The organism is Listeria grayi (assembly GCF_900638015.1).
Classification (GTDB): domain Bacteria; phylum Bacillota; class Bacilli; order Lactobacillales; family Listeriaceae; genus Listeria; species Listeria grayi.
Map to the genome: position 1 here is coordinate 2,292,501 of NZ_LR134483.1, position 25,273 is coordinate 2,317,773.

General features: G+C 41.6%; 30 protein-coding genes. 20 read left to right on the top strand and 10 right to left on the bottom strand.

The genetic code is table 11. From position 1 onward, the window contains the following. Positions 1–263: 263 nt before the first annotated feature. The 3 genes from EL241_RS11325 to yugI all read right to left on the bottom strand — a co-directional run bounded on the left by EL241_RS11325 (position 264) and on the right by yugI (position 2,533). Positions 264–1,616, bottom strand: coding sequence for a glucose-6-phosphate isomerase (locus tag EL241_RS11325; RefSeq protein WP_003759211.1), 1,353 nt, complete (start codon positions 1,614–1,616; stop codon positions 264–266). A 74-nt stretch (positions 1,617–1,690) separates the two neighbouring features. After that, positions 1,691–2,101 (bottom strand): NUDIX hydrolase, encoded by a 411-nt coding sequence (locus EL241_RS11330; protein ID WP_003759209.1) that lies wholly within the window; start codon positions 2,099–2,101, stop codon positions 1,691–1,693. Between the two features lie 78 nt (positions 2,102–2,179). Further along, positions 2,180–2,533: a S1 domain-containing post-transcriptional regulator GSP13 gene (gene yugI / locus EL241_RS11335; protein WP_003759207.1), complete on the bottom strand. Its 354-nt coding sequence runs from the start codon at positions 2,531–2,533 to the stop codon at positions 2,180–2,182. A gap of 142 nt (positions 2,534–2,675) precedes the next feature. Here yugI and EL241_RS11340 point away from each other — a divergent pair, with 142 nt between their 5' ends. From EL241_RS11340 to EL241_RS11350, 3 genes are read left to right on the top strand one after another with little or no spacing between them, the layout of a single operon-like run. Continuing rightward, a complete protein-coding gene (locus EL241_RS11340) occupies positions 2,676–3,848 on the top strand; it encodes a MalY/PatB family protein (RefSeq protein ID WP_126320601.1) in 1,173 nt (390 codons plus the stop codon). A gap of 17 nt (positions 3,849–3,865) precedes the next feature. Continuing rightward, positions 3,866–4,969, top strand: a complete 1,104-nt coding sequence (locus EL241_RS11345) for an ABC transporter permease (protein WP_036108219.1) — start codon at positions 3,866–3,868, stop codon at positions 4,967–4,969. After that, a complete protein-coding gene (locus tag EL241_RS11350) occupies positions 4,969–5,649 on the top strand; it encodes an ABC transporter ATP-binding protein (RefSeq protein WP_003759202.1) in 681 nt (226 codons plus the stop codon). Before EL241_RS11345 ends, EL241_RS11350 begins: the two co-directional genes overlap by 1 nt. 148 nt (positions 5,650–5,797) lie before the next feature. On the opposite strand, the gene EL241_RS11355 is transcribed toward EL241_RS11350, so the two are convergent. Continuing rightward, the gene (locus tag EL241_RS11355) at positions 5,798–6,109 is read right to left on the bottom strand and encodes a PTS sugar transporter subunit IIB (protein ID WP_003759200.1); all 312 of its coding nucleotides are present in this window, start codon (positions 6,107–6,109) and stop codon (positions 5,798–5,800) included. Positions 6,110–6,346: 237 nt separating this feature from the next. Between EL241_RS11355 and EL241_RS11360 the strand changes: the two genes are divergently transcribed. Together EL241_RS11360 and EL241_RS11365 are read left to right on the top strand one after the other, a co-directional pair. Then, positions 6,347–7,708 (top strand): aspartate kinase, encoded by a 1,362-nt coding sequence (locus tag EL241_RS11360; RefSeq protein WP_003759199.1) that lies wholly within the window; start codon positions 6,347–6,349, stop codon positions 7,706–7,708. Between the two features lie 100 nt (positions 7,709–7,808). After that, complete coding sequence (locus tag EL241_RS11365; protein ID WP_003759196.1) at positions 7,809–8,189, top strand: VOC family protein; 381 nt, start codon at positions 7,809–7,811, stop codon at positions 8,187–8,189. 58 nt (positions 8,190–8,247) lie between these two features. Here EL241_RS11365 and EL241_RS11370 read toward each other — a convergent pair whose 3' ends face one another. Continuing rightward, entirely contained in the window at positions 8,248–8,832 is a 585-nt protein-coding gene (locus EL241_RS11370) for a peptidylprolyl isomerase (RefSeq protein ID WP_036108216.1), read from the bottom strand. 210 nt (positions 8,833–9,042) lie between these two features. Between EL241_RS11370 and EL241_RS11375 the strand changes: the two genes are divergently transcribed. The 8 genes from EL241_RS11375 (at position 9,043) to mnhG (ending at position 16,458) form a co-directional block, all read left to right on the top strand. Continuing rightward, positions 9,043–10,251, top strand: coding sequence for a lmo2377 family MFS transporter (locus EL241_RS11375; RefSeq protein WP_003759192.1), 1,209 nt, complete (start codon positions 9,043–9,045; stop codon positions 10,249–10,251). A 202-nt stretch (positions 10,252–10,453) separates the two neighbouring features. After that, positions 10,454–12,877, top strand: a complete 2,424-nt coding sequence (locus EL241_RS11380) for a Na+/H+ antiporter subunit A (protein ID WP_036108213.1) — start codon at positions 10,454–10,456, stop codon at positions 12,875–12,877. Further along, positions 12,864–13,286 (top strand): Na(+)/H(+) antiporter subunit B, encoded by a 423-nt coding sequence (locus tag EL241_RS11385; protein WP_003759186.1) that lies wholly within the window; start codon positions 12,864–12,866, stop codon positions 13,284–13,286. The genes EL241_RS11380 and EL241_RS11385 overlap by 14 nt, the downstream gene beginning before the upstream one ends. After that, positions 13,287–13,634, top strand: a complete 348-nt coding sequence (locus tag EL241_RS11390) for a Na(+)/H(+) antiporter subunit C (RefSeq protein ID WP_036108211.1) — start codon at positions 13,287–13,289, stop codon at positions 13,632–13,634. It begins immediately after the preceding gene. Then, the gene (locus EL241_RS11395) at positions 13,624–15,111 is read left to right on the top strand and encodes a Na+/H+ antiporter subunit D (RefSeq protein ID WP_036108243.1); all 1,488 of its coding nucleotides are present in this window, start codon (positions 13,624–13,626) and stop codon (positions 15,109–15,111) included. The genes EL241_RS11390 and EL241_RS11395 overlap by 11 nt, the downstream gene beginning before the upstream one ends. Before the next feature lie 6 nt (positions 15,112–15,117). Next, positions 15,118–15,597 carry a Na+/H+ antiporter subunit E gene (locus EL241_RS11400; RefSeq protein WP_036108210.1) on the top strand — a complete coding sequence of 160 codons (480 nt, stop codon included), beginning with the start codon at positions 15,118–15,120 and terminating at the stop codon, positions 15,595–15,597. Beyond that, positions 15,594–15,881, top strand: a complete 288-nt coding sequence (locus EL241_RS11405) for a Na(+)/H(+) antiporter subunit F1 (protein WP_003759179.1) — start codon at positions 15,594–15,596, stop codon at positions 15,879–15,881. The genes EL241_RS11400 and EL241_RS11405 overlap by 4 nt, the downstream gene beginning before the upstream one ends. Continuing rightward, positions 15,865–16,458, top strand: a complete 594-nt coding sequence (gene mnhG / locus EL241_RS11410) for a monovalent cation/H(+) antiporter subunit G (RefSeq protein WP_036108208.1) — start codon at positions 15,865–15,867, stop codon at positions 16,456–16,458. Before EL241_RS11405 ends, mnhG begins: the two co-directional genes overlap by 17 nt. A gap of 23 nt (positions 16,459–16,481) precedes the next feature. On the opposite strand, the gene menI is transcribed toward mnhG, so the two are convergent. Further along, positions 16,482–16,853 (bottom strand): 1,4-dihydroxy-2-naphthoyl-CoA hydrolase MenI, encoded by a 372-nt coding sequence (menI, locus tag EL241_RS11415; RefSeq protein ID WP_036108206.1) that lies wholly within the window; start codon positions 16,851–16,853, stop codon positions 16,482–16,484. Between the two features lie 128 nt (positions 16,854–16,981). On the opposite strand from menI, the gene EL241_RS11420 reads away from it, so the two are divergent. Next, positions 16,982–17,455, top strand: coding sequence for a divergent PAP2 family protein (locus tag EL241_RS11420; RefSeq protein WP_003759173.1), 474 nt, complete (start codon positions 16,982–16,984; stop codon positions 17,453–17,455). Positions 17,456–17,508: 53 nt separating this feature from the next. Here the strand turns inward: EL241_RS11420 and EL241_RS11425 are convergent, their stop codons facing one another. Further along, positions 17,509–18,720: an NAD(P)/FAD-dependent oxidoreductase gene (locus EL241_RS11425; protein ID WP_036108204.1), complete on the bottom strand. Its 1,212-nt coding sequence runs from the start codon at positions 18,718–18,720 to the stop codon at positions 17,509–17,511. Between the two features lie 270 nt (positions 18,721–18,990). Here EL241_RS11425 and EL241_RS11430 point away from each other — a divergent pair, with 270 nt between their 5' ends. After that, positions 18,991–19,995, top strand: a complete 1,005-nt coding sequence (locus tag EL241_RS11430) for an NAD(P)/FAD-dependent oxidoreductase (RefSeq protein ID WP_003759170.1) — start codon at positions 18,991–18,993, stop codon at positions 19,993–19,995. Between the two features lie 94 nt (positions 19,996–20,089). Continuing rightward, positions 20,090–20,722 carry an SDR family oxidoreductase gene (locus EL241_RS11435; RefSeq protein ID WP_036108203.1) on the top strand — a complete coding sequence of 211 codons (633 nt, stop codon included), beginning with the start codon at positions 20,090–20,092 and terminating at the stop codon, positions 20,720–20,722. Between the two features lie 206 nt (positions 20,723–20,928). Here the strand turns inward: EL241_RS11435 and EL241_RS11440 are convergent, their stop codons facing one another. After that, the gene (locus EL241_RS11440; protein WP_036108202.1) at positions 20,929–21,423 is read right to left on the bottom strand and encodes a hypothetical protein; all 495 of its coding nucleotides are present in this window, start codon (positions 21,421–21,423) and stop codon (positions 20,929–20,931) included. An 87-nt stretch (positions 21,424–21,510) separates the two neighbouring features. Here EL241_RS11440 and EL241_RS11445 point away from each other — a divergent pair, with 87 nt between their 5' ends. Beyond that, the gene (locus EL241_RS11445; RefSeq protein ID WP_036108200.1) at positions 21,511–22,131 is read left to right on the top strand and encodes a hypothetical protein; all 621 of its coding nucleotides are present in this window, start codon (positions 21,511–21,513) and stop codon (positions 22,129–22,131) included. A gap of 87 nt (positions 22,132–22,218) precedes the next feature. Here the strand turns inward: EL241_RS11445 and EL241_RS11450 are convergent, their stop codons facing one another. Then, positions 22,219–22,458, bottom strand: a complete 240-nt coding sequence (locus EL241_RS11450; protein WP_036108198.1) for a YuzB family protein — start codon at positions 22,456–22,458, stop codon at positions 22,219–22,221. Positions 22,459–22,472: 14 nt separating this feature from the next. Further along, the gene (locus EL241_RS11455; RefSeq protein ID WP_036108197.1) at positions 22,473–22,802 is read right to left on the bottom strand and encodes a YuzD family protein; all 330 of its coding nucleotides are present in this window, start codon (positions 22,800–22,802) and stop codon (positions 22,473–22,475) included. A gap of 378 nt (positions 22,803–23,180) precedes the next feature. Between EL241_RS11455 and EL241_RS11460 the strand changes: the two genes are divergently transcribed. From EL241_RS11460 to EL241_RS11470, 3 genes are all read left to right on the top strand, one after another. Then, a complete protein-coding gene (locus EL241_RS11460) occupies positions 23,181–23,417 on the top strand; it encodes an iron-sulfur cluster biogenesis protein NfuA (RefSeq protein ID WP_036108239.1) in 237 nt (78 codons plus the stop codon). A gap of 87 nt (positions 23,418–23,504) precedes the next feature. Next, entirely contained in the window at positions 23,505–24,005 is a 501-nt protein-coding gene (locus tag EL241_RS11465) for a phosphatidylglycerophosphatase A family protein (protein WP_036108194.1), read from the top strand. Positions 24,006–24,019: 14 nt separating this feature from the next. Further along, complete coding sequence (locus tag EL241_RS11470; RefSeq protein WP_126320602.1) at positions 24,020–25,177, top strand: glycerate kinase; 1,158 nt, start codon at positions 24,020–24,022, stop codon at positions 25,175–25,177. Positions 25,178–25,273: the final 96 nt, after the last annotated feature.

Sequence of the window (25,273 nt, forward strand, 5' to 3'; positions counted from 1 at the left end):
TTGTGCGTATCAGCAACGTTTATAAATATACCAAGTTTTTTCGCTTTCGTCAATACTTTTCCGAAAGTTTTTTGAATAAAGTTGAAAAAGTTTTAAAAAGGCGGATATTCTATTATTCAGGCAGAAAAAACAATGTATGTTTTGCTTCGCACCAAAATGTTAGATAGAATCAACTTGTCTAATATAATATTCTACATTATTTTCGCAAAAACAGCAAACAGAAAGCCTTTAGCATAGTGCTAAAGGCTTTCTATAACTGACTATTAGTCATTCAAGCGTTTTTCTAATTCGGCTTTCTTTTCTTCAAATCCTGGTTTACCTAATAAAGCAAACATGTTTGCTTTATATTCTTCTACTCCAGGTTGATCAAATGGATTGACGCCATTTAAGTAGCCACTGATGCCGACTGCTTTCTCAAAGAAGTATACTAAATAACCAAATGTATATTCATCTAAGCTAGGAATTTCTACAACAAAGTTTGGAACTTCGCCATCTGTATGTGCGAGTAAAGTCCCTTCAAATGCTTTGGTATTTACATAGTCTACTGTTTCGCCTGCCAAGTAGTTAAGACCGTCCAAATCAACATCTTCTTTATTAATAGTAAGGTTATGACGTGGTTTGTCTACTTTTACTACTGTTTCAAATAGGTTGCGTCTACCGTCTTGGATATATTGTCCCAAAGAATGTAAGTCAGTAGAGAAGCTTGCGCTGGAAGGATAAATACCTTTCTTATCTTTCCCTTCACTTTCGCCGAATAATTGTTTCCACCATTCATTGAAATATTGCAGGCTTGGTTCATAGCTGATCAGCAATTCTGTTACTTTCCCTTTACGGTAAAGGACATTACGTGCTGCTGCATATTGATACGCAATATTGTTTTTTAATTCTGGAGCGCTAAAATCTTTGCTAGCAGCTTCAGCGCCTTCTAGCATTTTCTTGATGTCCACACCAGTGGCTGCAATCGGTAATAAGCCAACAGCTGTAAGAACAGAGAAACGACCGCCAACATCATCAGGAACAACAAATGTTTCATAGCCTTCGTTGTCAGCCAATGTTTTAAGTGCGCCTTTCGCTTTGTCCGTTGTTGCATAGATACGGCCTTTCGCACCGTCTTTACCATATTTCTTCTCTAGCAACTCTTTAAATACGCGGAATGCAATTGCTGGTTCTGTTGTTGTACCGGATTTAGAAATAACATTTACAGAGAAATCACGATCTCCTACTACTTCTACTAAGTCATGCAAGTAGCTGGAACTGATGCTGTTTCCTGCGAAGAAAACTTGAGGTGTTTTTCGTTCTCCTTTTTCAAGTACATTATAGAAGGAATGATTTAACGCTTCGATAGCCGCTCTTGCTCCAAGGTAAGATCCGCCGATCCCGATAACGATCAATACTTCTGAATCATTTTGGATCTTTTCTGCAGATTTTTGAATACGTGCAAATTCTTCTTTGTCGTAATCGCTAGGTAAATTCACCCAACCTAAGTAGTCGCTTCCTGCGCCGGTGCCGTTATGTAAAGCATCGTGTGCCGCTTTGACAGCAGGTTCCAAATAATCTAATTCGCGTTCTTCAAAAAAACGGAGCGCTTTTGAATAATCAAACTTAATATGTGTCATGATTTTCCCTCCAAATTAAAAAAGATTTCATCCTTACTTTATCCTAATAACGCCATTTTATCAAGGAATGCCCCTTATTGGATCAAATTTTCATAATGGCTTCCTGCTGATCGAATAAATTCCGCCAAAGACAACGTTTGCCATTTGAGCATGTTGTCTGCAGTAGGGATCGATACCCACTCGGCTTGGATGATGGTATCACCGACGCTTACCTGGTCAAAATCACCAAGCGGATAGGCGCGGAATAAGAAAGTACAGACATGCTCCCACTCAGTTTTTCGTTCTTTGCAGTAAATCAGCGCGTCAATGCACAGATCTACATCAGTCTGATGAGCGACCAGCTGACGCAATGCGTCTTCTAAAGTTTGATCATTTCGGACTACACCGCCAGGCAAAGTCCAGCTCAAATCTTTTTGTCTTGTAAGAAGAACGTTATCCTTTTTTTCATTATAAATAAAGCTTTCCACTTTGATGATCCGTTTCATCCCTCGTCCCCTTTTCCGTGAGAATAATCCGAAAATTTAAAAAACAACAGCGATGCGAAACCCTTTGACAGAGCTCGCTTATTTATCTGCTTTTTCTATCCATTCTTGTAATTTTTCCTTTAATGTATGGAAACCGTTATCTTCTTTTCCATCATCGCGTGTTGGTTTCTTTTTGCTGGTTGTGTGATTATTTTCTTCGGTCGCACGTATGGATAAGCTGATTTTATTTGCTTCTGAATCGATATCAAGGATCCTGACTTTTACTTCTTGTTCTAATTCCAAGAAATCATGGATATCTTTGACAAAGCCATGTGTGATCTCAGAGATATGCACAAGACCCTGAGTGTGTTCATCGAGCGCTACAAAGGCTCCATAAGCTTGGATACCGGTCACTTTACCAGTAACGACATCGCCAACTTTATATTCACTCATACCCGCACCTGCTTTCTACTGTGATATATGTGTCCTACATTATAACACTCCATGTATTATTAAACAATAATTCATCCTTATAGGGATAAAACTGCTTTTGTGTTACAATAATAGAGAATTTTTGTAAAGGAGGATTACTGCTATGAGTACTTTTGATCAGGTCATCACACGGCTTGGAACCAACTCTGAAAAGTGGGATGGCGCGGAGAAACTTTTCGGTCGCAAAGACCTTATCCCGATGTGGGTAGCCGATATGGATTTTAAAGCTCCCGATGTAGTCATCGAGGCTCTACATAAGCGCGCGGAAAGTGGTGTTTTCGGCTATGAGCTGATCCCCGATTCTTTGCCAAAAGCAATAATCGAATGGAATAAAGATCGTCATAACTATGTTATTAAAGAGGAGTCGCTGTTTTATAATGTAGCTGTCGTGCCTTCTATCTCTTTATTGATACGGGCATTAACGAAAGAAGGTGACGGGGTGCTGATGCATTCGCCAATCTACCATCCTTTCTTCAAAGTCACAAAAGCAACACGCCGCCAAGTAGTAATGTCACCGCTTCGTTATGAAGATGGCCAATATCAGATCGATTTAGAAGATATGGAAAAACGGATTCGCGAGGAGAATGTCAAACTTTTCTTACTGTGTAATCCGCAAAATCCTGGTGGTCGCTGTTATTCTAAGGAAGAACTGCAGGCGATCGCTAGACTTTGCGCTACCTATAATATCCCGATTGTATCTGACGAGATCCACAGTGATCTGGTAATGAAGCAGTATAAGCATATCCCGCTCGCTGTGGCTGCACCTGACTATGAAGACGAGATCATTACACTGATGGCGCCAACCAAAACGTTTAACCTAGCTGCCATCAAAGCTTCTTATTTCATTATTACGAATCCTGACTATCAAGAAAAAGTCCGTGCAGAGCAGACTTATATGAGCCAGCCTGACTTGAACGCTTTTGCGATCGCAGGAATGGAAGCTGCTTATACTGGTGGAGCCGAATGGCTGGATGAATTACGTGATTACATCTATGACAACTATTTGTATGTCAAAAAAGCACTGCATGAAGCACTTCCGGAAATCACAGTCACTGAATTGCAAGCGACTTATCTCATGTGGCTCGATTGTCGTTCTTTTGAAAGTGATGAGAAAACAATCTATCAAAACCTGATTGACGAAGGCGTGGGCGTGCAAATGGGTTCCACTTTCGGATTGTCAGGCAAAAAGTTTGTCCGCCTCAACATCGCTTGCCCGCGTGAAACTTTAAAAAAAGGAACTGCCGCGCTTATTGCCGGTCTTAAAAAAAATAAATAATAGAAGGAGTTTTATTCATGTTTCTTGGAATGCGTGAATTTTTATATTCAAAATTACGTTATTTCTTAGTTACTGGCATCATGGTATTGATCATCTTGCTTGCCTTGATCTTATCTGGTCTTGCAAACGGTCTGGCATATGACAATGCTTCCTCGATCGCCAATAACAATGTACCACTTTATGCGATCAGTAAGGACGCCCAAGGTACACTTGCTCGCTCGCTTTTCAATGAGAAGGCTTTAGATACGATCAAAAAAGACAGTAATGTCAAAGATGCTGCTCTTTTTGGCCAATCTATGCAGACTTTAAAACGAGAAAGCGATGATAAAAAATACAGCGTGGCGCTTTTCGGCATTCAGCCTGATAGCTTTTTAGCTCCGAAGATCGCCAGCGGTCATTCTTTGAAAGTGACAAAGCCTGACGAGATCGTCGTGGATTCCTCTTTGAAAAAAGAGGGCTTACACATTGGCGACGTGTTGATGGACGATATTTTAAATCGTGAACTTACAATTGTAGGCTTTACAACTGATCAAAAATACAGTCATGCGCCAGTTGCCTATCTGAACATCGCGACTTGGCAGCAGATAAATCCGATTTTATATCATCAAAAAACGCCACAAACCAGCGCGATAGCAATCAAAAAAGTCGATGCCGATAAAAAAGTGGCGCTTAGTGATAAGAAATTGACACTACTAGATCATAAAGCATTCTTGGATCAGATCCCAGGCTATTCTGCAGAACAAATGACGCTGAACATGATGATTTATTTCTTAGTTGTCATTGGCGGTTTTATCCTAACAGCTTTCTTCTACGTCATGACTTTACAGAAAACTGCACAATTCGGGATTTTAAAAGCGCTCGGAGTCAAGACAAAACGCTTGGCTGGCAGCATTATTGGTCAAGTCGTTATCATTTCTTTGATCGCGATCATTATCAGCGTATTGGTCACATTCTTGCTTCCTTTGATCTTGCCGGATGCAATGCCATTCCGACTTGATACTGTAACGATCATCAGTTATTCCGTCTTGTTCTTCGTTGTTGCAATCATCGGTTCGCTGCTTTCGTTATACCGGATCGCTAAGATCGATCCACTAGATGCCATTCGCGGAGGTGACGAATAATGACAAATCTTATGACATTTGAAAATGTAAGCAAAACCTACCCATCCGGAAAATCGACCATCGAAGCGCTGAAGCCAACTAACTTTTCAGCTGCAAGTGGTGAATTGATTGCAATCGTAGGACCTTCTGGTTCCGGTAAAAGTACTTTTCTTTCGCTTGCCGGTGCTTTGATCTCGCCTACTACAGGAACGATCTCCATAAACGGACGTGATATCAGTACTCTTAAACAAAAAGAGCGGACAGATATTCGGTTGGAAGAGATTGGTTTTATTTTCCAAGCGGCCTATCTTGTTCCTTATTTAAAAGTAAAAGAGCAGATCACCTTTATCGGCCGTACTGCTGGGAAGACGAAAAGCGAAGCCAATCAAGAAGCTGACGTGATCTTGGAGCAATTGGGACTTGGTGACCGCAAGCAATTTTATCCAAAAGACCTTTCTGGCGGTGAAAAACAGCGGGTCGCGATCGCACGGGCGATCATCAATCAGCCTTCGATCATCCTTGCTGATGAGCCGACTGCAAGTTTAGATTCCAAGCGGAGCCGCGAAGTCGTCGAACTACTCCGCTCCGAAGTCGTTGGCACTAATCGTGCTGCGATCATGGTCACACATGATGAAAGAATGTTGGATCTCTGCGATCATGTTTACTATATGGAAGACGGTTTATTGACAAAACAAAAATAGAAAAGAACCCTTTGATTGCCAAATGCCGTCAAAAGGTTCTTTTTGAAATCAAAAAAAACACTCTGAGAAAACGATTACAGTATTTCGGACAAAAAACGGCCGAACAGTTCGTTTTCTTGAGTGCTTTTATTTTTAAAAATGAGTTTGCTTATTTGTTACCTTCAATTAATTCTACAGCTTGTGCGTATACTTTTTCGCCGTTCATTGTACCATACGCCGTCATATCGATAACATCAACTGGAATACGACCAGCTACAACATCATCAACTGTTTTCTTTTGGTAACGAACTTGTGGTCCTAACAATACAACATCTGCGTCTTTTGCTACCGTATTGATTTCAGAGATAGAATAAGCGTCGATTTTAGCTTCTTCTCCCTTTGCTTCCGCAGCTTGGCGCATTTTTGTAACTAAAAGGCTCGTGGACATTCCTGCCGCACATACTAATACTATATTTTTCATTATCAATCTTTCCTTTCTAGTTCAAGGTACAAATATTTGCTACATCTTTATTATAGCGCATGACTGGTATAATTAACAAGTAAACCCTTACTTTATTTTAGAAAATGTTTTTTATGGCGGTTTTTTTCTATAAATAACTAGAATTTTCCAAATAAACTAACTTTTCGTGTTGCACTTTTATAGAAATAGCGCGATAATAGACAATAAACTTTTCCAAAAAAACGTCGAGGTGAAAGCATGAAAGTAATCAAATTCGGAGGAAGCTCGCTCGCTTCGGGAGAAAAACTCCAAAAAGTACATCAGTTATTAGCGGAAGATCTATCTAGAAAAATCGTTGTCGTTTCTGCTCCTGGCAAACGTTTTGCGGGAGATGCCAAGGTAACGGACTTATTGATCGATTGTGCAACAAAGCGGTTGTTGCAGGAAGACACGGAAGCGATTTTCGCGAAGATCATCCACCGTTATCGTGATATCGCGCTAGATAGTGATATGGATCTGGCTATTATAGAAGAGATCGAGAAAGATTTGACACTTCTTTTAGCCGCAGATACAAACGATCCGGATGTTTTCATGGATAAGATCAAAGCGAGCGGTGAAGACAATAATGCGAAATTAGTCGCTGCTTACTTGCGACATCAAGGGCTTGAAGCCACGTATGTCAATCCAAAAGACGCTGGCTTATTCGTTACGGCTGAACATGCAAATGCCCAAGTCCTCCCCGAATCGTATCGCAATTTATATAAATTGCGCGAACAACCTGGTATCATTGTTTTTCCCGGTTTCTTCGGTTATACGAAAGCTGGCGAGATCGTGACATTTTCCCGAAGCGGTTCTGACATTACTGGCGCGATTCTTGCCAATGGCATCCAAGCCGATTTGTATGAAAACTTTACTGATGTGGATGCAGTTTATACTGTCAATCCGAATATCGTCAAAGATCCAGAGCAGATCAACGAATTAACTTATCAGGAAATGCGTGAACTTTCTTATGCCGGATTTTCTGTTTTCCATGATGAAGCCTTGATCCCTGCTTTTAAAGCCGGCATTCCAGTACATATCAAGAATACTAACAACCCGTTTAGCGAAGGAACTAAGATCGTCAAGCAACGGTTAGGAAGTAGTCGACCGGTCACAGGGATCGCAAGCGATGGCGGGTTCTGCAGTATTTTCATTAGTAAATATCTAATGAACCGTGAGATTGGTTTTGGGAGAAAGATACTACAGATTCTGGAAGCACATCATTTGAACTTCGAGCACATGCCTTCGGGGATCGACAATCTAACAATCCTATTGCGGGAAAATCAATTGACTGCGACATTGGAGCAAACGCTGATCACAGATTTGGAGACGGAATTGAAGCCGGATAGCATTCATATCCAGCACCAGATCTCTCTAATTATGGTGGTTGGTGAGGAAATGCGCCAAAATGTTGGAATCACAGCGCGTGCGGCGAAAGCATTGTCTGGCTCGTGTGTGAATATCGAGATGTTGAACCAAGGATCTTCGGAGGTCAGTATTATGTTTGGTGTCAGTGAAGAACAGGAGGAGCGCGCGGTTCAGGCGTTATATGAGGAGTTTTTTGTACAGGTTTTGAAATAGCTTTTCTAAGTGGCTCCACAAAATAGAACGTATGTTTGCTTTTCTGCGGCTATTTTATTATAATAAATAGTGTATTTATTATAGAAAGTAGGAGATGTAGATGAAATTACAAGCCACTCGCATTATAACGGATGATGTTGATGTTTTAATCCGTTTCTATGAAAAAATCACGGAACTAAAAGCCGTACGCTTACATCCTTTATTTGCGGAGCTACGGACCAATGCTGGCGTTCTAGCCATTGCGAGTTCAAAAACAGTGCCTCTGTTAGGAGATAATGCTGCCGAAGCCGGAGCAAATCGATCTGTCATGCTTGATTTCCTCGTTGCTGATGTAGACGCTGAATATGAACGGCTCAAAAAGGTTATTTCATCCTTTGTCAACGCACCTACGGATATGCCTTGGGGCAACCGTTCCTTGCTATTCCGCGACCCTGATGGAAATCTCATCAATTTCTTTACTCCCGCTACTGCGGAAGAGTAAATTTATGGACTTCAAAAAAACCGCTTGAGAAGGATCTCAAGCGGTTTTTAACCATTCTTTACTTCACAATAACTTTTTCGATCACTACATCATTGGCAGGTTTATCTTGTCCCACAGTCGGTACGCTTGCGATCGTATCTACTACATCCAAACCTTCTACCACATGACCGAAAACAGTATGGCGACCGTCTAACCAGGGCGTGCCTCCTGTTTTGTATGCTTCGATGATTTCAGATGGGAAACCAGCTTCTTTCATTTGTTCGATCATATCTTCCGGCATGTCCGGTTTTTGAACGATGAAGAATTGACTACCGTTTGTATTCGGGCCGGCATTCGCCATCGAAAGAGCTCCACGGATATTGAACGCATAAGGTGAAAATTCGTCTTCAAATGGATCACCCCAGATGCTTTCGCCGCCATAACCTTGCCCTTGTGGGTCGCCGCCTTGAATCATGAATTCAGGGATAACACGGTGGAAGATCAAATCATCATAATAACCATTTTTAGCGTGTGTGACAAAATTTTCTACTGCTTTTGGCGCTATTTCTGGAAATAATTTTAATTTGATTGTTCCACGATTTGTCACCATTTCTACTGCAACTTCATTTTCTGCGATTTCTTTCGATAATTGAGGGTATGTCAATTGTATTAACTCCTTTATTTTTAAATTTTTCAACCTAGCCACATATAAAGTAAATTACTTATTACTGCGACCATGTACAATACTAGTATAACAGCTGCTGACCAAATAACAATTTTTTTACCCAAAAAAGCACATCCTTTTTATTGTCTATTGTATTTATTCTATAATAGATAAGACAATATGCAAACTTTTAAGAAATGAGGTGAGATAATGACAGCACAAAAGCGGAATTTATATATCTTGATGGGGGCGAATTTACTTGTTTCCGCGAGCATGACGATGATCATGCCTTTTCTCTCCTTATATATTGAAACATTTGGGCATTATAGTGATGCTTATGTGCAGCGCTGGGCGGGATATATTTTCGGCATCACCTTTTTGATTGCATTTATATTTTCTCCGATTTGGGGTCGGTTAGGTGATAAACATGGCTACAAGGGCATTCTTACGGGCACAGCGATCGGGCTTGCGGTCTGTATTTTTTTGATGGGCTTTGCCGATTCGGTCTTTCATTTGTTTGTTTTGCGAATATTTATGGGGATCGTTACTGGTTTTGTCGGTGTTTCCAACGCTTTTATTGCCAGACAAACGCCTGCTAAAGAAGCCGGAAAGATATTAGGAACGCTTCAATTAGGCGGTGTAACGGGCATGCTGTTCGGGCCTTTGCTTGGCGGAGCGATGGCGGATGTATTTGGATTCAAAAATACATTTACTATTACTGGGATCGCGATCATGATAGCTGCGATTTTAGTCGGCTTCGGGTTGAAGGAATACCGATTGGATTCTGAGGAAGGCGGACGTCCCTTCTATTCCAGACGTGCGGTATTGAAACAAATCTTCAGTCTGCGGGTTCTCTTGACCGTATTGATCATCACGGCATTGATCCAAGTCGCTAACTTCAGCGTTCAGCCGTTGCTTGCTTTATATGTGGGTAGTATGACGCATTCCACAAATATTGCTTTTCTTTCTGGTCTTGCCTTCTCCGCTACTGGGTTTGGCAACTTGGTGATGACGCGGCAATGGGGCAAATGGGGCGATAAATACGGCTATGAAAAGATCCTCAACATTTTGCTCATTCTTGCTGCGGTGACAGTCATCCCTCAAGCTTTCGTTTCTAACCTCTGGGTGTTTGTGATCTGCCGGTTCTTATTTGGGATCGCTCTTGGTGGCATGATTCCTTGTACAACGGCGTATATTCGGATCGCTGCTCCGCCAGCAATGCAGGGAGAGATTCTAGGCTACAATCAAAGTGCTCGGTTCTTAGGAAATGTGATCGGCCCGATCTTTGGTGGCATTTTGGCTGGTTTTGTGGGCATCTCGAATGTTTTTCTTTTTACGAGCGCGATGTTTTTCGTCGCCTTCTTCATCTTGTTAGGCTCACTGCATTCCGACCGCAAGCGTCATGTGAATGTGGATTGATCGAGCGGCTTCCTTTTGGCGGCAAGTGCTGGATGAGATTATTTCCCCAGCATTTGCCGGCAGCTTGAGGTTTTTTTTTCAGAAATATTTATGTTATACTTAAATTAAGTTTTTATTTTACAAAAATAAATGTAAGTACTTACTTGAAAAATAATCTAGTAATGATTTTTGATAGTGGCTGTTTACAAAAGGAGGACTAAATTTGAATTTTCTCCATCTGGCTATTTTGCTGCCTCTCTTAATGGCAATCTTGATCCCGATAATTTATCGATTTACAAAATCAGTCCACACAGGGTGGTTTGCGCTTCCGATCCCGATCGTACTCTTTATCTACTTTTTGACATTGATCCCGCAAACAATCAATGGGCCGATCACGAAGACGATGGCATGGATCCCGCGATTAGGGATCGATTTTACCGTTCAGCTCGATGGGCTTAGTCTGTTATTTGTCCTACTGATAACTGGTATCGGTGCTTTAGTGACTTTTTATTCGATTTTTTATCTCGGTAAAAACAAAGAGCGTTTGAATAATTTTTATGTCTTTTTACTTATTTTCATGACCGCCATGCTCGGCGTTGTGTTGAGTGATAATTTAATTGTTTTATATCTATTCTGGGAACTTACTTCTATCAGCTCGTTTTTATTGATCGGTTACTGGTATCACCGTGAACGTTCTCGATATGGCGCTCGTAAAGCAATGCTGATCACCGTTTTTGGTGGGCTAATGATGCTCGGTGGGTTTATTGTCCTTCATTTGATGAGCGGTACTTATTCGGTTCATGAAATTATTGGAAATGCCGCTTCCCTCTCGGATAGCCCTCTATTTCTTCCCGCAATGATTTTTATATTACTTGGTGCTTTTACGAAATCTGCTCAAGTGCCGTTTCACATCTGGCTGCCGGATGCAATGGAAGCTCCTACGCCTGTTAGTGCTTATCTGCACTCCGCTACAATGGTCAAAGCGGGACTTTATTTAGTCGCTCGTTTTACTGCTTTGTTTGCCAGTTCGGGTGTGTGGTTCTGGACGATTTTGATCGTCGGCGTACTCACGATTCTGTGGGGTTCTGTGAATGCGACACTCAAAAATGATTTGAAAGCGATCCTTGCCTATTCGACGATCAGTCAATTAGGGATGATCATGTCCCTCCTTGGGATCGGTGCTGCTGCACTTCATTTCAAAGGTAACAATGACAATATTTATATCGCGGCTTTAGTAGCAGCGATGTTCCACTTATTCAATCATGCGACTTTTAAAGGCAGCTTGTTTATGATGGTCGGAATCATTGACCATGAAACCGGAACGCGGGATATTCGGAAACTTGGTGGACTGCTTCGGATCATGCCGATCACGGCAACTATTGCTTTTATCGGGACTTTTTCCATGGCTGGTCTGCCACCGTTCAATGGCTTTCTAAGCAAGGAAATGTTCTTGGAAGCAATGGTCGATATCACACATCTGCAGTTGTTCAACGCCGATGCGCTGATGATCATCTTGCCAGCGATCATCTGGATCGCAAGCGTATTTACCTTCATTTACAGCATGCTGATCTTCTTCCGAACATTTACGGGTCAAGGTGAAATCAAAAAACTACCTAAAAAACCGCATGAAGCTGGAGCCGGATTATTGATCCCGCCTCTATTACTTAGCGCTATTGTTATCGTGACCGGCTTTTTCCCGAACCTTCTGGCTAGACCGATTTTAGAACCTGCTGTTCGTTCCATCATGCCCGCTCTGCAAAATAACGGTTTGGGTGAAAACTTTACGATCCATATCAGTTTCTGGCACGGTATCACGCCTGCCCTCTTGATGACATTTGGCATCGTCATTATCGGCACACTGCTTTATAAATGGCATTCTGTTTGGAAAGTTTGGCTGATCGAAAAAACCCCGCGTTTCTTTAAATGGGGCGGTATTTATGATAATAGCCTTTTCTGGATAGAAAGTGGTTCTTATCGGATGACGATGTGGCTGATGACTGGTTGGCTGCGGACCTATCTGAATTATATGCTTGCTTCTTTCATTGTAATGGTACTGTCGGCGATGACATTCACGAATGCTTGGAACTTCGACTTTTCCAACTTGACGAAAGTGACACTGATCGACTTTATCCTTGTGGTCGTGATTATCGTGACACTCGTCGGAATCGTATTTTCCAAGTCACGGATCACGTCGATTATTTTACTCGGTGCGATGGGCTATACGATCAGTATCTTCTTCGTGATCGCACGGGCACCGGATCTGGCTTTGACGCAGCTTGTCATTGAAACGATTTCGGTCGTCTTGTACTTGCTTGTCTTTTATTTCTTACCGCAGTTCAGTAATATCGAAGAAAAACCGAAATGGCTGTCGATCAAGACATTCTTGAGTATCGGTGTTGGCGTTGTGGTAACGCTGATTTCTCTTTCTGCTTATAATACGGATATTTTCGAGTCTATTTCTAAATACTATGAACTAAATGCTTATAAAGAAGCGGCTGGTAAAAATATCGTCAATGTTATTTTGGTCGACTTCCGTGGTTTTGATACGCTCTTTGAGACAATGGTCCTTTCCATTGCTGCCATTGGTATCTTTATCATGATCAAACTACGTTTAACGAAAAGGAGGAAATTAGATGAAAACGAATGACGTCTTACTTCGAAATGTCACGAAAGTAGTTTCTTTCATTATTTTCCTTTTCTCGCTCCATTTGTTTTTTGCCGGACATTATAATCCTGGCGGCGGGTTTGTCGCTGGGCTCACCACTTCTGGCGCGATCACGCTGACATTACTTGCTTATGATACGAAAACAGTCAGCAGTATGTTGAATATCAATCCGATCATGCTGATTGGGATCGGATTGGCATTCGCGCTTGGAACTGGGATGATCGGTATTTTCACCGGCGATACTTTTTTGACACATAAATACGGTCATTTTCAATTGCCGATCCTAGGAGAAACAAATCTGCACACAGCAACACTTTTTGATTTAGGCGTTTACTTAGTGGTTGTTGGTGTGACAATGACGATTATTCAATCGATTGGGGAGAGTGATTAGATGGAAGTATTAATGTCGATCCTCATCGGACTGATCTTTGCTGCCGGTATCTACCTCATCCTGTCGAAAAGTCTTCTCCGTATCGTTATCGGAACTGCAATTTTAAGTCACGGTGTCAATCTACTGGTGCTTACGATGAGTGGCATCAAAAAAGGGAAAGCTCCCCTGATCGGAAAAGGAATCGGAAAACTTTTTAATGATCCGCTGCCGCAAGCGCTTGTACTGACGGCGATCGTTATCAGTTTTGCGGTTACTGCCTTTTTCCTTGTCCTCGCTTACCGAGCTTATCAAGAATTAGACAGTGAGAGTATTTCTAAGACGAGAGGACATGAAGCTGATGATAAATAATATTGTGTTACTACCCATTTTGATTCCTTTCCTCGGCTCCATCATGCTGCTCTTACTTCCTAAAAAGATCATCGTCCAGCGGATCGCTGCTCTTTGTTTCGGTATTTTGCTGTTGTTCGGATCAGGATTTTTAGTTTATTATGTGCATGTACATGGGATTCAAGTTGTAAATCTCGGCAGCTGGAAAGCGCCGTTTGGTATTAGTATCGTGGCCGACATGTTGGCGGCATTATTGACATTCACCACCAGCCTGCTTGTTACGGTCGTTATCTTTTACTCCTTTTATTCAATTGGGAAACCGCGGGAACGCTTTTTATACTATCCGATGATTCTCTTTATGATCGTCGGGGTGAACGGCTCGTTTTTAACGGGCGACATTTTCAACATGTTTGTGTTCTTTGAAGTAATGCTGATGGCTTCTTATGTATTGCTTGTCATCGGCGGGACGGAGATTCAGCTGAAAGCCACGATCAAGTACCTGCTGATCAACGTGATTGGTTCTGCCTTCTTCGTTGTAGCGGTCGGGCTGCTTTACTCAATGATCGGTTCTTTAAATATGGCAGACATTTCTCAGAAGATCAGCACCCTGGGGGATCATAGTTATGGCATGCTAAGTGTTGTCGGGGTATTGTTCTTATTCGTTTTCGGTTTAAAAGCCGGCGTCTTCCCGCTTTATTTTTGGCTGCCTGGTTCTTACTTTGCTCCTCCAATGCCGATTTTAGCATTGTTCGGCGGGCTGCTGACTAAGGTCGGGGTCTATGCGATCATTCGAACATTCAGCTTATTCTTCCATCAAGAAACTTCCTTTGTCATGCCGCTACTTAGCATTTTGGCGCTGCTGACGATTGTGCTCGGTATTATTGGGGCAATTAGTTACTATGATATGAAAACGGTATTGATCTATAACATTATGATCGCGATCGGTGTTATTTTATACAGCGTATCGCTGATGACGCGGGAATCATTGAATGGTGCGATCTTCTATCTGTTCCATGATATGATCATCAAAACAGCCTTATTCTTGATAGTGGGAACGATCATCGCGATCACCGGTTATTCCAGTACGAAGCGGTTCAGCGGACTGATGTCGGTAAAACCAGCGCTTAGCTGGGCATTCTTTATCGGAACGCTTGGCCTTGCGGGCATCCCTCCTCTTAGCGGATTTATCGGAAAAATTTTCATTGTGGAAGGTGCTTTTGATTCCCAACATTTTGTTGGTGGAACAATCGTTTTGGTCTCAAGTTTATTCGTCCTCTTTTCCATGATCAAGTTATTTACGAAAGGGATCTGGGGCGTTAAAGAAGGTACGTTTAATCTGCAGGTATCGTACAAGCGAATGATGATCCCGATCGTCGTCCTGCTTGCCTTATCACTCAGCTACGGGATTTTCACAGATGCGATCTATCCGTTTATCAAACAAGCGGTCGATCCATTGATCGATCCAACAATCTATATTCATGCAGTACTAGGAGAGTGAGTGTTTATGGCCTTTCAATTGATTATCAATATAATTCTCGCCGCTTTATGGATGTTCCTTGAATCTTCATTTACAGTAGGAACGTTCATTATCGGGTTTTTGATCGGGATCGTGCTGCTCTTCTTTATGCGCCGTTTCCTTGGCTCCCGGTTTTACCTCTTTCGATTATTCGCACTCGTCAAATTGGTATATTTCTTTATCCATGATTTGATTATCTCAACAGTCCATGTTGCTCGGATTATTTTGCGAAAGGATATGAATATCCGACCTGGTATATTTCGTTATGACACAACGCTGGAGACAAACTGGGAAGTAACCATGCTGGCGATCATGATCACACTTACTCCTGGGACACTTTCCATTGATATTTCCGATGATTATAAAGTTATTTATGTCCATTCCTTGCATGTGCCAAACATCGAAGAAGAAATCGCAACGATCCGTAAATCTTATGAAGGTGCCATTATGGAGGTGTTTCACGGATGATTTTAAAAATCGCTTTGTCGATCGGACTATTGCTTTATTCCATCTCGACTTTCTTATACCTATATCGAATGCTCAAAGGACCTACCACCTCAGATAAAGCAGTCGCGCTCGATTCTACTGGAATGAATCTTGTAGCGATCGTAGCACTGCTTTCGATTTTCTATGATACAGATGCTTATTTAGATGTTATTCTCTTGATTGCCTTGTTGGCATTTATTGGAACGATTTCGTATGCGAAATTTATTGAAAAAGGGAAGGTGATCGAACGTGAACGTGATAATTGAGTGGATCATTTCGATTTTGATCATCATCAGCGGGCTGCTTAGCGTCCTTGCTGCGGTCGGCGTCATTCGACTTCCCGATGTTTATACAAGGACGCATGCTGCCGGGGTGAGTAACACATTTGGTGTCAGCCTGCTGTTGTTTACGACAGTCGGCTACTTTTTCCATTCCGGCGAGGGCTTTAATGCTCGCTTGATATTAGCAATTTTGTTCATCTATCTGACCACACCGGTTGCGTCGCACTTTATCAACCGTGCCGCTTATGACACCGGCGTTCCACTGGCGATCCGGGTTCGTGACCAGCTGCGGTCGGTGAAAAAAGAAGATATCAAACAGCGCCGTAATTTGATCATCAGACAAGAACAAGTCGAAAAAGCGCGTCAGGAAAAAGAAGAATTGGAAGATCGACTCGAATGGGATCGGGAAGTAGAACGAATCGAGAAACAAGACCGTGAGGAAGAAGAGGCTCGCGAAAAAGAATCAGAAACAGTCGAAAAACAAGAAGAAGATTCCGAAGGCGAGATCATCGCCGAGGAAGAAGAAGAAAATAAAACCGAGAATAAAAAGGAAGAAAAATAGGGAAATCTAAAGTGATTTCCCTATTACTGTCTTTTTTTCTTTACCGCGATCGTACAGCGGCTGATACAGATCAAACGATTCGTTTCATCTGTGATCTTTACTTCCCAGACATGGGTCGTTTTACCGATATGAATAGGTAGTGCAGTTGCGGTAAGTTCGCCTGATTGCTTAGAAGCCAGATGATTGGCATTGATCTCCAATCCAAAAACGATCTCATCTTCTGCGATCATTTTACTCGCTCCCATACTAGCTGCATGTTCAGCAAGTGCGACCGATACACCACCGTGCAGATAACCGAACGGCTGCAGGACTGCTTCTGTGACCGGAAGTTTTAAGATTGCTTTTCCCTTTTCCAAATGTTCGGTAATAATTCCGATCGTTTCATGAAATGCCATAAAAACACCTTCTTCTAGTAGAATATCTCTATTATACAAATTATTACGCTTCCTTGCGAGCAGATGGCGTTTTTAATACTTGCTTTGTGGTAAAATAAATTATAAAGCTTTAGACAGGGGAGATTTCCATGGACTTATTCACTAATATACCTTTTATTGCTTCTATTGTAGCAATCTTATTCGCGCAGTTTATCAAAGTTCCGATCCATTTGATCGTTTACCGAAAAATCGAATGGGGCTTGATGTTTTCAACGGGCGGTATGCCAAGCTCGCACTCCGCTGCAGTAACGGCGCTGATGACTACACTGGCAGTAGAACATGGTTTCGGCTCTCCTTATTTCGCAATCGCCGTAGTGTTCGGCGTCATCGTCATGTTCGATGCTACTGGTGTTAGACGGCAGGCCGGGGAGCAAGCCATCGTACTGAACAAACTAACACTGGATTTCCAAGAATTTGTTGTTCACGCAAAAGGATTGACGGCGGAAAAGCAAGAAGAAAAAACCAAGCATTTGAAAGAATTACTTGGTCATAAGCCAGTAGAAGTATTTTTCGGAGCAGTAACAGGGATCGTAATCGGTATCCTGTTTGAATTATTCCTATAAAAAAAAGAGGTGATATCCAGCGGGCTGGTGTATCACCTCTTTTCATTTTGTTTTTATTTGTAGAACTGGAATTTCCCTTTACTAGCTAAAACGCCAGCTCCGCCTAGCATTAAGAGCGCACGGTCGTCGATCACTTTTTTCATGACAGATGCCGGATAACCTTTAAGCGGTTTGCCCATAACAACGCCGATCGCATCGTTATCACCGATGGAACATACTGTTCCTTTTTCGTGATAAACGAAATCTTCTAAATCAGATTGGCCGTTGACCAATTTGATTAGATTTTTCGCAGCTATATCTGCTTGTTGCAACGCAATTTGTGCCGTTGGTGGGTATGGACGTTCATTATTCGGATTAATGATCAAGGAACAGTCGCCTACGATCAAGATCTCTTCATTATTTGGTACAGTTAAGTTATTGTTTACTTTCACACGGCCACGGCCTGCTTCAAAGCCAGAAGCTTCGATCACGCTATTCCCACGAACGCCGGCAGCCCAAATGATCGTTGCTGCTTTGATCTCGCGAACATCGTTTTCGCTTTCCGCATATTTAACGCCTTCTGCATTTGCTTCTTTAACTGGTTTGCCCACTTTAAACTCTACACCGCGGTCTTCTAATACGCCAACGCCGTAGCTAACTAATTTTTCATCGAATTGTGGAAGTACACGAGGAGCAGCTTCTAGACAAACGATACGAACTTTTTCACGAGGAACGTCGTATGTTTTCACTAATTCAGGAATACGGTTTGTTAATTCCCCTAAGAATTCGATACCCGTAAATCCTGCTCCACCAACGATGATCGTCAATAGTTCATCGCGTTGTTCGGATTTCCATTTCGCAAATTGTGCTTCAATGTGCGCGCGGATCTTTTTAACAGAATCTACGCTTGTGATAGTATGTGCATACTCTTTCAACCCACTGATACCGAAAGTTTCTGCTTCGGAACCTAATGCGATCAATAGATAATCGTATGCGATCTCCCCTTTTGTAGTTAGGGTAACTGTTTTTTCGTCTTTGTTGATTTTTTCAACAGTATCTTGGATGAAAGTTGTTTTTGATTTGTTCACTACTTTATCGATCGAGTACATCAATTTTTCTGGTTCGATCGTACCTGCAGCTGCCTCGTGCAGCCAAGTTGTTTCATGATGATAGTCATTCTTGTTAACCAATACGATTTCCGCATCGATATTCGATTGCTGTAATTTACGTAACGTTCTAAGACCGCCGTAACCAGCACCTAGAATGACAATTTTAGATTTGCTCATCTGTAATCACATCTACTTTCCCTTATATTTTTCTTCACAAATAATTTTGCAAATATTTCTCACTTCTAGATAGATTGCGCTAAACATCTATTACTAAGTGAAAATGTCAACTCACTATTCTATCATAGACTTTTTCACAAGCATTTTCAAGAAGATAAACTTACTTTTTTTATCTTTTTATAAGTATCCGCTTCCGTAAGAAAAGCTGTTCTTTTTAACTGATTTTATGCTAAAATAGCTGTATTGTACCTATAATAAGGAGGAATTCTTTTGGACGACACTACCAAAATTTATGATATCACCATTATCGGCGGAGGCCCAGTTGGTCTTTTTGCCGCTTTTTATGCAGGAATGCGTAAAGCCAGTGTGAAAATAATCGAAAGCCTTCCTCAATTAGGCGGTCAGCTTTCGACACTATATCCAGAAAAATATATTTATGACATCCCCGGTTTCCCCGCTGTTCGCGCGCAGGAACTCGTCAATAATTTAACCGAACAAATGCAACCATTCGATCCAACCGTTTGTCTCGGTGAAGCAGTACAAGCCGTGGAAAAGCAGGCGGATGGCACTTTTGAGATCACAACGGAAACAGATATCCATTACAGCAAGTCGATCATCATCACTGCTGGTAATGGCGCTTTTCAACCGCGCCGTTTGGAGTTGGAAGAAGCTAAACAATACGAAGGGAAAAACCTCCACTACTTCATCAACGACTTGAGCCGCTTTTCAGGGCGCCGGGTGGCTGTCTGCGGTGGCGGTGATTCCGCTGTCGACTGGGCGCTGATGTTGGAACCGATCGCTGCCGAAGTATCGATCATCCATCGTCGCAATGCTTTCCGCGCACATGAACATAGCGTCTCCAATTTGGAAAAGAGTAATGTCAAGATCATGACACCTTTCATCCCTACTAGCATCGTAGGCGATGAAAGTGGTTTGTCCGCAATTGCTTTAGATGAAGTGAAGGGTGACAAAAAAGAACTTTTAGAGGTCGATGATTTTATTATCAATTATGGCTTTGTTTCCTCGCTGGGACCGATCAAAGATTTCGGTTTGGATCTCGAACGAAATTCGATCGTCGTCAATTCCAAAATGGAAACGAACATTCCCGGCATCTACAGTGCGGGTGATATTTGTACGTATGACGGCAAAGTAAAGTTGATTGCCACTGGTTTTGGTGAAGCACCAACTGCTGTTAATAACGCGATGCACTTTATTGATCCTAAAGCCCGCGTGCAACCAATGCACTCTAGCTCATTGTTCGATCAAGACAAGTGATTCTACAAGGGGCCACGTCTAATTAGGCGTGGCCCCTTGTTTTATTTTGGCAAGACCGGGAAATAATAACTATAGAAATTTTGGAGGCGATAGAGTGAATGTTTTAGTTATCGGATCAAATGGCCAGATCGGCAAGCAAATCGTGGAAAAGTTAGCCTTGGAAAAAGGTTATTTTGTACGGGCAATGGTGCGTAAAGCAGAACAAGGTGATACGCTTTCCAAACTTGGAGGAAAACCCGTTATCGCAGATCTTGAAAAAGATTTCAGCTACGCTTATGACGAAATCGATGCAGTTGTCTTCGCGGCTGGTTCTGGCGGAAGCGGTGGTCCTGAAAAAACAACTGCCGTCGACGAACAAGGAGCGATCCGCGCGATCGAGACTGCCAAGCAAAAAGGTGTGAAACGCTTTGTACTGATCAGTACGATTTTCGCCGGTGAACCTGATAAAGGACCTGATTCGCTTGCTCATTATCTAGCAGCAAAAGGCCGGGCAGATGACGCATTGATCGAAAGCGGTCTGGATTACACCATCGTCCGTCCCGTTGCTCTCACAAATGATGAGCCTACTGGGAAAGTCGGTGAAGTCGTTAATAACGCGCCTACCGAAAAAATCTCACGCGCGGATGTTGCGGCTTTCGTCACAGAAGTTCTTCCAGTCGAAAAAGCTTATCAGAAAATCTATACCATTGAAAACGGATCTACTAAGATCGAGGATTTTTGGAATTAAAAAAGCGCCTTGCTTTTCAGCGAAAGCGCCTATGGAATGGACAAAGTCAACTGGAGATAATTGATTGGTATTCTAGAGTGAAAATTACCTAGAATACCAATCAAGATAACAACAAATGGATTATTTGAACTTCATTTTGCTAGTAAATTTCATTGTCTCTATTTCAACATTAAATTTTTTTAATATTCAAATTTCTCAATGCTCACTTATCGATGAAAACTCATCCCTTGTGTAAATGGATCTCTTGCCAAGCTCGTATTTTTATGTAGCTTAGTTTTTTTACCTTTAACTATAATAGCTGTGATATTCGATGCCGCACCAGCGCCTGTATAGTATTTTCCTAAAGATTTGGCCCCAGCGAATACATTATTTTGGCTAACTACGACTAATCCACATTTGGAGCATCTATACGACTGCCCTCTTTCGAGTAAATATTTTTTTGTATCTTTATTCCATACATACCCAATACCGTTACCCTTCATCATGTGCTTTCCACCCATTCCACAAGGTATAAACCGAGGTGTGATAACTGGTTTTGAAGTATCGATAATCTGTATACTCTCTTCTTCACTAACTATTGAGTTTAAAACTTCATCATACTCACCGTTTTCAGAAGAATGGGCAGAAGCAGTACTTCCTAAAACGCTTACAAATGTCCCTACAATCAACAACAACCCTAAGATGTATAATGCTTTTTTCATTTTATGCCTTCTCTCATTTGTATTTTGTTGCACTTTCAGTATATAATTGATTTATGGGAATTGTCAAACAATTTATAGGAGGCTATCATGACGTATAAAACAAAAAAAATAATTATTTCAATTTCATTGTTAGTTAGCTTAGTGATTTTAATTATTGCAGGGATATTTTATTTTAAAAGCAAACAATTTGAAGCTTTAACTATAAAGTCCTATCCATTACATATAAGTAGAAAATTACCGCACAATTTTAATATTGTTGGGGATATGAATTCTCTTCATATAAAGGGAGCTGACGAATTAAACAATATTACAATGAAAACAGAAAATGATGTAGTGTACACTGGAAATAAGCAAAATTCTATTGTTTCTTTTGAATTCGGCGATGAAAATGCTACAAAATTGGAACTATATAACTTTTTAATTAAAAGCGATAAAAATGATAAAATCAAAGTTAAAGTCGATCTTGATCGTGAAATAATTCTTGTCAGAGCATTTAAAGGAGAGCATATTTCTATTGCTCTTAATACTGAAAATATGAAAGCGAATGTAGATGATAATCCTTTCGCGAAAAATGTTTATCACTATTATAAATTTCCAGCTAACACAGATATACAATTTAAACTAGTTCCTCATAGCAAAAGGAAACATAATAATGAGTGGGCAGTTTATGAAAATAATAAACTTACTAAAAAAATTATCGCAGAATAAGTAAACTTTTTTATTTAATAAAGCTTGATAATGAGTTTCTCAACAAACTATGGAAAAAGACCAAGTCTATTTAACTTGGTCCATTTTTTATATGGGATTTTCTTCCAAAAAGCGATAGATATTGGCAGCAAGTTCTTCGGCATTGCTCCCTCTAACGACTTCTCCATCCACTAATGCAAACAGGCTGGTTGCACATAGATCGCAGTAAGTCAGACAATCATATTCGATGACATCGACATCTAGATTCGGATCATTCTCCAACTTATCATAAACTGCTTGTGATCCTTGTGCCAGGTTGTTCACACAAAATTCGACAATCGGGTTCATTTCTGCCCTCTCCTTTAAGATGGTTGCGCTATATATCCTCTATCCAGCATGATCGCATAGATATCCTTCAGCCGCGGATTTCCCTCGGCCACCACTTCATTATCCACAACGATAACTGGGTAGATATAGTCTTCTTCCACGATTTTTTCTGCGAGCTGCCGGGTCTCCTGCTGGTTTGGCGGGTCAAAAATATCGACATACGTCACGCGGAATGATTGTTCCGGAAACTTCCTTCTGATTGCTGCCCGCAGCCACTCTTCCGTTTCTTTAGAGGACGGAGCACCTACACAGCTAGCACACGGGATGGAAGAACCATATACATAAATAGTCACTGCTTCTGTCATTTTATTTCCCACCTTTCTATCCATATTGTAACGAATCTTACAGGCAATTGCGACTATCTTGTTTAGATAATGGTTGACAGATAATTCTGTCTTATATTATAATTGTCCCAACATCTATGACGCTTTAATGCGACCAAGTGTTGAAATGCAGTTGCTATCTTAAGTCAAATGATTTGGATCTAGCAACACTCCCTTTTGTTTGCAGGCACTTATACCTGCAGCTTTTATCTACTTTTTTAGTAGAACCGCGTTCCTTTTTGAGCCTTAGGAACGCGTCTTTTTTATCTAAAAATCGGCTTCAGATATTAATGGTTTTCTTTTGGCAACAACCTGTTATAATAGGAATATAAGCATTCAAAGGAGGCTGTTTCTATTATGATGGAAGAAATCAGCTACGAAGCGGTCGAGCGAGCGCTTCAAAAGTTCCGCCCCTATCTCGCACGAGATGGCGGCGACTATGAATTGATCGATGTTACGAAAGACGGTATTGTCAAAATCAAACTTTTAGGGGCATGCGAGTCTTGCGCAAGTTCAGAGATCACGCTAAAAATAGGACTGGAAACAACACTTGCAGATAAGTTGATCGGCTTTAAAGAAGTCGTTCAAGTATATTAAACATAGAATAATTGAAGTGTTCTAAAAAGGAATAATCCGCTATCCCTTTTTAGAATGCTTTTTCATTTTGATGATGAGGTGATCACAATGGTTGAAAAACAAAGTGTCTTAGAAGCAAAAGCTAGAAGTTGGCTGGAAGAACGCGGCGTCACGATCGACGACATCGCAGAGCTTGTTTTATATTTACAAAAAAAATATCATCCTACTTTGGATATTGAGATCTGTCGCCAAAATGTAGAGCGTGTTCTTCGCAAGCGTGAAGTTCAAAATGCGATTTTGACTGGTATCCAGTTAGATGTCTTAGCGGAACAAAAGCAACTCGTTGAACCGCTACAAAGTATTATTGATTCAGATGAAGGTCTTTATGGTATTGATGAGATCTTGGCATTTTCGATCGTCAATGTTTATGGCTCGATCGGTTTCACTAATTATGGCTATATCGATAAAGTCAAACCTGGTATTTTAGCTAAATTAAATGAACATAACGGTACGGATGTGCATACCTTCCTTGATGACATTGTCGGAGCGATCGCTGCAGCTGCAGCAAGTAGACTTGCACATAGTTATCACGATGATATCGTCCAGTAGAGGGAGCTGTTCTCATGAAAGAAAGTCCTACTATTTTGATCGCGCCAGATTCTTTCAAAGAAAGTTTATCTGCCCAAGAAGTTTGCCTAGCGATCCAGCGCGGCATTCAAAAAGTATATCCAGAAGCCACCTTTATTCTCTCCCCCATAGCGGATGGCGGGGAAGGAACTTTGGATGCAGTTATTATAGCAGCAGGCGGAGTCAAAAAGCAGCTGGAAGTGTGCGACCCGCTCGGTCGGTCGATACTAGCGCATTACGGCATTATTGAAGCTAGTAAGACCGGTATCATCGAAATGGCCGCTGCCAGTGGATTAGGACTTTTGAAGTTGCCAGAAAGAGATCCCGCCATTACTTCTACTTATGGAACAGGCCAGCTGATCAAACAATGTTTGGCTGACGGCATGCGAACGATCTTGATCGGCGTCGGTGGAAGTGCTACAAATGATGGCGGCAGAGGCATGGCCGAAGCGCTTGGTGTTCGTTTTTTAGATAGAAACGGCCAGCTTCTCCCAAGCGGTGTTCCCCCACTGATGCAATTGGCTAAGATTGACGTATCAAAGTTAGATCCGCGCGTCGCTGAAACAACATTTATCATTGCTACGGATGTCGATAATCCCCTTTGCGGAGCCAATGGTGCAAGTGTTGTTTTCGGACCGCAAAAAGGCGCAGATAAGAAACTTGTGCAAGCATTGGATAATGCGCTTCATCATTATGGCGAGCTGATCGGGCAAACCTTGGGTAAAGATGTTTTGTCCCTAAAAGGAGCAGGTGCTGCTGGTGGGTTGGCGGCAGGACTGGCGGCTTTTACCAACGCCACAATTGAAAACGGCGCAGAAATCGTTATGACATATACTGATCTAGCAGAGAAAATGCAGCAGGCCGATCTCTGTTTGACTGGCGAAGGAAAGCTCGATGACCAAAGCAAAGCCGGGAAAGTACCCGTTGCCGTTGCCAAACTTGCTGCCCATTATCATGTCCCTGTGATTGCACTAGCCGGAAGTATTACTGCTGAAAATGCCGCCTTGTATCAAGAGGGATTTACGAGTGCTTTTAGTATTCAGCCTGGCGTGATAGATTTAGAAACGGCGATGCAGCAGACTGGTGTAAGTTTAGAACGTGTCAGCGAGAATATTGCTAGGATCTTGCGGTTAAAAAAAGAGGCTGGGACGTAAGTCGAAATAACGAAAGAATCGCTTAAAATCCATTTTTAGAAATGGCTACTTTAAGCGATTCTTTTTTGCCGTTATCTTTTATTCTAAACAAAGGTC

Coding starts and splice junctions, on each gene's coding strand:
- EL241_RS11325 (WP_003759211.1), bottom strand. CDS start 1,616: ATGACACATATTAAGTTTGATTATTCAAAAGCGCTCCGTTTTTTTGAA.
- EL241_RS11330 (WP_003759209.1), bottom strand. CDS start 2,101: ATGAAACGGATCATCAAAGTGGAAAGCTTTATTTATAATGAAAAAAAG.
- yugI (WP_003759207.1), bottom strand. CDS start 2,533: ATGAGTGAATATAAAGTTGGCGATGTCGTTACTGGTAAAGTGACCGGT.
- EL241_RS11340 (WP_126320601.1), top strand. CDS start 2,676: ATGAGTACTTTTGATCAGGTCATCACACGGCTTGGAACCAACTCTGAA.
- EL241_RS11345 (WP_036108219.1), top strand. CDS start 3,866: ATGTTTCTTGGAATGCGTGAATTTTTATATTCAAAATTACGTTATTTC.
- EL241_RS11350 (WP_003759202.1), top strand. CDS start 4,969: ATGACAAATCTTATGACATTTGAAAATGTAAGCAAAACCTACCCATCC.
- EL241_RS11355 (WP_003759200.1), bottom strand. CDS start 6,109: ATGAAAAATATAGTATTAGTATGTGCGGCAGGAATGTCCACGAGCCTT.
- EL241_RS11360 (WP_003759199.1), top strand. CDS start 6,347: ATGAAAGTAATCAAATTCGGAGGAAGCTCGCTCGCTTCGGGAGAAAAA.
- EL241_RS11365 (WP_003759196.1), top strand. CDS start 7,809: ATGAAATTACAAGCCACTCGCATTATAACGGATGATGTTGATGTTTTA.
- EL241_RS11375 (WP_003759192.1), top strand. CDS start 9,043: ATGACAGCACAAAAGCGGAATTTATATATCTTGATGGGGGCGAATTTA.
- EL241_RS11385 (WP_003759186.1), top strand. CDS start 12,864: ATGAAAACGAATGACGTCTTACTTCGAAATGTCACGAAAGTAGTTTCT.
- EL241_RS11390 (WP_036108211.1), top strand. CDS start 13,287: ATGGAAGTATTAATGTCGATCCTCATCGGACTGATCTTTGCTGCCGGT.
- EL241_RS11395 (WP_036108243.1), top strand. CDS start 13,624: ATGATAAATAATATTGTGTTACTACCCATTTTGATTCCTTTCCTCGGC.
- EL241_RS11400 (WP_036108210.1), top strand. CDS start 15,118: ATGGCCTTTCAATTGATTATCAATATAATTCTCGCCGCTTTATGGATG.
- EL241_RS11405 (WP_003759179.1), top strand. CDS start 15,594: ATGATTTTAAAAATCGCTTTGTCGATCGGACTATTGCTTTATTCCATC.
- menI (WP_036108206.1), bottom strand. CDS start 16,853: ATGGCATTTCATGAAACGATCGGAATTATTACCGAACATTTGGAAAAG.
- EL241_RS11420 (WP_003759173.1), top strand. CDS start 16,982: ATGGACTTATTCACTAATATACCTTTTATTGCTTCTATTGTAGCAATC.
- EL241_RS11425 (WP_036108204.1), bottom strand. CDS start 18,720: ATGAGCAAATCTAAAATTGTCATTCTAGGTGCTGGTTACGGCGGTCTT.
- EL241_RS11440 (WP_036108202.1), bottom strand. CDS start 21,423: ATGAAAAAAGCATTATACATCTTAGGGTTGTTGTTGATTGTAGGGACA.
- EL241_RS11445 (WP_036108200.1), top strand. CDS start 21,511: ATGACGTATAAAACAAAAAAAATAATTATTTCAATTTCATTGTTAGTT.
- EL241_RS11450 (WP_036108198.1), bottom strand. CDS start 22,458: ATGAACCCGATTGTCGAATTTTGTGTGAACAACCTGGCACAAGGATCA.
- EL241_RS11455 (WP_036108197.1), bottom strand. CDS start 22,802: ATGACAGAAGCAGTGACTATTTATGTATATGGTTCTTCCATCCCGTGT.
- EL241_RS11460 (WP_036108239.1), top strand. CDS start 23,181: ATGGAAGAAATCAGCTACGAAGCGGTCGAGCGAGCGCTTCAAAAGTTC.
- EL241_RS11465 (WP_036108194.1), top strand. CDS start 23,505: ATGGTTGAAAAACAAAGTGTCTTAGAAGCAAAAGCTAGAAGTTGGCTG.
- EL241_RS11470 (WP_126320602.1), top strand. CDS start 24,020: ATGAAAGAAAGTCCTACTATTTTGATCGCGCCAGATTCTTTCAAAGAA.